The following is a 3,378-nucleotide window of genomic DNA, read 5'->3' as shown; positions in this document are numbered from 1 at the left end:
GTCAATTTATTGCACCACAAAACAGGCTAGAAACCTCTTTTTTATCTACCAATTTCATATTTGGTGCAATAAATTGCACCCTACGATTGAAATGCATAGGTTCTTACACAGTCTCCTCCTGCGTGGGAGTGTATATGAAACTCTCGTATGCATTGCCGAGGACGGATGGGAACGAGGGATGCAGTTAAATATGGGTTTAAACCTCACTCTCCTTAACACCCACACCCTCTTTCCATCAAAGACAATCCCAAAGCTCAAGATATGCTCATGACCTCTTTTCTGAACCAAAGAGATATACTCTCTATCTTCAATCTGTTTAACAGTTGAAGAGTAGAGTGATTGTAATATTGACAATCAAATTATAAGCATAGCATCACCATAAGAGAAAAAGCGATAGTTTTTACTAATAGCTTCATGGTACAGTTCTAGTGTCTTCTCTCGACCTACAAAAGCAGAGACAAGCATGATAAGTGTACTCTTTGGTAGATGAAAGTTGGTAAGAAGATGAGTTACTCTCTTGGGTCTGTTGTACGGATTGAGAAATAGGTCACACTCTCCATCTACTTTGCCTGTTCGTGAAAAATACTCTACCGTTCGTGTAACTGTTGTACCAATTGCTAAGATAGGTTTTTCACTCTTTAAAATCTCTGCACTCTCTAAAGGAATATGAAAATATTCAGAGTGCATAGGGTGTTCCAATATATTTTCTACGGCTACAGGTTTAAATGTACCTGCTCCTATATGTAGGGTGATTTTGTGAGTTTGGTGTCTCTGCTCTAGTGCTTCAAAAAGTTCAGGTGTAAAGTGCAGAGATGCCGTAGGTGCTGCAACTGCTCCTGCATTTTTAGCAAATAGTGTTTGGTAGTCTATCTCATCCTCTTTGTTATCCGTTCGATGCATATAGGGAGGTAGAGGGATATGACCTATCTTATCTAGTATGAGAATCAACTCCTCAAAACGAATATCTTTCGTATGATGTTTAAATCTTACTACTCTGGAACCATCACTATTGAGCTTTGTTACGGTTGCCATAAGAGTATCATCAAAAAAGAGTTCGGTTTCTATTTTTACTCTTCCTCTAATCATCACTAGATAGTCTGTAGCGTTTATCGGTTTGTTAAAGAGAAGTTCAACTCTTCCTCCACTCTTTTTTTTGCCAAATATTCGAGCTTTTATCACTTTTGTATCATTGAGAAAAATATCGCACTCAATTGGTAGATATTCTAGTAGATTTTTAAAAGTTGTATGAGTAGTAGTATCTGTCTCCCTATTATAGACAAGGAGTTTTGCAGAGTCTCTAGGTTGTACAGGATGTTGTGCTATGAGATGAGCAGGAAGCTCATAATCATAGCTACTGGTTAGTAGTTCGTTTTTGTTCATATGTTAGTTTAGTTGTTTTGGCTCATCAGCTTTTACTGTATCTTTATTATCGTCGTTATCATCATCATCTTCATCCTCAGCCTTGTATGGGTTAACCATCCTTACAATTATGATAGAGAGACCATAAAGCAAAATCAGTGGACCAGCCATTAGAAGTTGAGTAATAACATCTGGTGGAGTTAATATCGCTGCAAATACAAAGATAAGAAGAACAGCATAACCAAAGAAGTCTTTTAGGTTTTTATCATCAACTAGACCCAATACACCCAAAAAGAATAGAATAACAGGCAGTTCAAAAGCAACACCAAAACCAAACAGTATTTTGGTAAAGATACTTATATATTCATCAAGTGTCTGCAAGAAGTTAACCAGCTTACCTGCAAATATCCATAAAAATTCAAATCCTAAAGGGATAACCACATAATAAGCAAATGCTGCACCAATCAAAAACATAAGTGTAGAGATAGAGACAAATGGTATGACATATTTCTTCTCATTATCATAAAGCCCAGGAGCAATAAATGCCCACAGTTGAGCAAATACAACAGGCAGTGCAAAGATAAAGCCTGTAAAGATAGAGATTTTGAGTGCTGTAAAGAAGATACCAATACCACCGATAAATGGGTCTTTTTGTTCATTTGCTATAAGTATATCTACAAGAGGAGCTTTTGCAAAAGCGATAATATATTGGTTAAATCCAAATGCTACAAAAGCAAAAACTATAATAACTCCAACAGAGATTCCAAGTCTCTTTCTAAGTTCAATTAGATGTGGTCTTAAATTTTTAAACATTATCTGTCACCCTCATCTTTTCTCTTTGTTACTGCCGACTCATCCTGTTTTGGCTCAACAGGTGTCGCTTTTGGAATTTCTGTTAGACTACTTTTGATAGAGTCTAGCTCATCATTAAGGCTATTCATAGGATTAATATTTTTAAATCCTTGTAACTCATCGGTCGCCGCATCAAGTTTTGCTTTGTATCCCATCGCTTCCTCTTTTAGTTCAGAAATCTTCACCTCATCATCTATCGCGTTTTTTGCATCACCAATAGCTTTTTTGGCACCTTTAATAAATTTGGCTATTGATACCATCGCATCTGGTAGCTTATCTGGTCCTAAAAATAGTATAGCTACTATGGCGATTAGGAGTATCTCTGTAAAACCCATTCCAAACATTCGTTTTCCCTCACTGTTTCAATTACTGTTATTTTACCTAAAAAGGTTGAGAGTTAAGCCAAAAGTTTTTGATGAGAAAAAAATATAGTATAATATCTATTAAAATTATATACTAAGGATTCTATTTTGGACAGAGGTTTACTTGTATTTATCGCTATTGGGATTGTTGCTATCTATCTTACTACTACTTTTGTTGACACTATACAAGATGATGAGAGATACCAAAAGAGTGGCTATAGTGAAAATACTCAAGATAACGATGAGCAGTATCAAGCTATAAATAGTATAGGAGATGTAGTTTTGGATGTTAGTAGTGTGGATGCCAAAACACAGATTAAAGTATGGAATAGAAGTGAGATGAAAAATGAGTTTTTGACTAATTTCCCTAATTTTGTAGATATGAGAGATTTTATAGGAGATAAAATAGTGGGAAATGCGTTGCAACAGAGACTTAGAGAGACTATTGATACTATAGAGGAGAGATTTGTCGCTGGTGAGATTGGTGCAGATGAGGCGAAGAGGAAATTTACTCTATAAGATACAAAGCCAACTCATCACTCAGAAAAAAATTTCTATTTTGATAAACTCCATTGAGTTTTTCCAATTTTCCCTGCTCCACTAAAAAGTCAGCTCTTTTTTTTATATTATCAGTCAAAATAGACTTATCCACCCCAATAGAGGAGCGAAGACCCAAAAATATCTTTTCGGTTAAAAGCTCCTCTTTGGTCAAAATTTCCTCTTTTATATCCAATGGATTTTTGATATAGGAGTCTATATCTGTAGTTGGATAGAATCGTCTATTTTTTCTAAATCCAACAGCACC

At 35.7% G+C, this 3,378-nt stretch carries 4 protein-coding genes and 1 pseudogene; 1 reads left to right on the top strand and 4 read right to left on the bottom strand.

Annotation, left to right across the window (positions count from 1 at the left end):
- Window positions 1-354 precede the first annotated feature (354 nt).
- From queA to tatB, 3 genes are read right to left on the bottom strand one after another with little or no spacing between them, the layout of a single operon-like run.
- The gene (gene queA, locus GSY74_RS04995) at window positions 355-1,380 is read right to left on the bottom strand and encodes a tRNA preQ1(34) S-adenosylmethionine ribosyltransferase-isomerase QueA (protein WP_164664008.1); all 1,026 of its coding nucleotides are present in this window, start codon (window positions 1,378-1,380) and stop codon (window positions 355-357) included.
- 3 nt (window positions 1,381-1,383) lie between these two features.
- On the bottom strand, window positions 1,384-2,172 hold the full coding sequence (gene tatC, locus GSY74_RS04990) for a twin-arginine translocase subunit TatC (RefSeq protein ID WP_164664007.1): 789 nt from the start codon (window positions 2,170-2,172) through the stop codon (window positions 1,384-1,386).
- Entirely contained in the window at window positions 2,172-2,555 is a 384-nt protein-coding gene (gene tatB, locus GSY74_RS04985; protein ID WP_164664006.1) for a Sec-independent protein translocase protein TatB, read from the bottom strand. Before tatB ends, tatC begins: the two co-directional genes overlap by 1 nt.
- Before the next feature lie 126 nt (window positions 2,556-2,681).
- Between tatB and GSY74_RS04980 the strand changes: the two genes are divergently transcribed.
- Window positions 2,682-3,092: a hypothetical protein gene (locus GSY74_RS04980; RefSeq protein ID WP_164664005.1), complete on the top strand. Its 411-nt coding sequence runs from the start codon at window positions 2,682-2,684 to the stop codon at window positions 3,090-3,092.
- On the opposite strand, the pseudogene GSY74_RS04975 reads toward GSY74_RS04980, so the two are convergent.
- A pseudogene (locus GSY74_RS04975) lies at window positions 3,082-3,378 on the bottom strand (coproporphyrinogen III oxidase family protein); the annotation flags it as partial. The gene GSY74_RS04980 and the pseudogene GSY74_RS04975 overlap by 11 nt on opposite strands.

Source organism: Sulfurovum sp. bin170 (genome assembly GCF_010892395.1).
In the GTDB taxonomy this organism is placed as follows: Bacteria; Campylobacterota; Campylobacteria; order Campylobacterales; family Sulfurovaceae; genus UBA1140.
This window is presented reverse-complemented; position numbering and strand designations above follow the sequence as displayed.

What these genes read in the sequence shown, in the direction of transcription:
- tatC (WP_164664007.1), bottom strand. Translation starts at nt 2,172, where the DNA reads ATGTTTAAAAATTTAAGACCACATCTAATTGAACTTAGAAAGAGACTT.
- queA (WP_164664008.1), bottom strand. Translation starts at nt 1,380, where the DNA reads ATGAACAAAAACGAACTACTAACCAGTAGCTATGATTATGAGCTTCCT.
- tatB (WP_164664006.1), bottom strand. Translation starts at nt 2,555, where the DNA reads ATGTTTGGAATGGGTTTTACAGAGATACTCCTAATCGCCATAGTAGCT.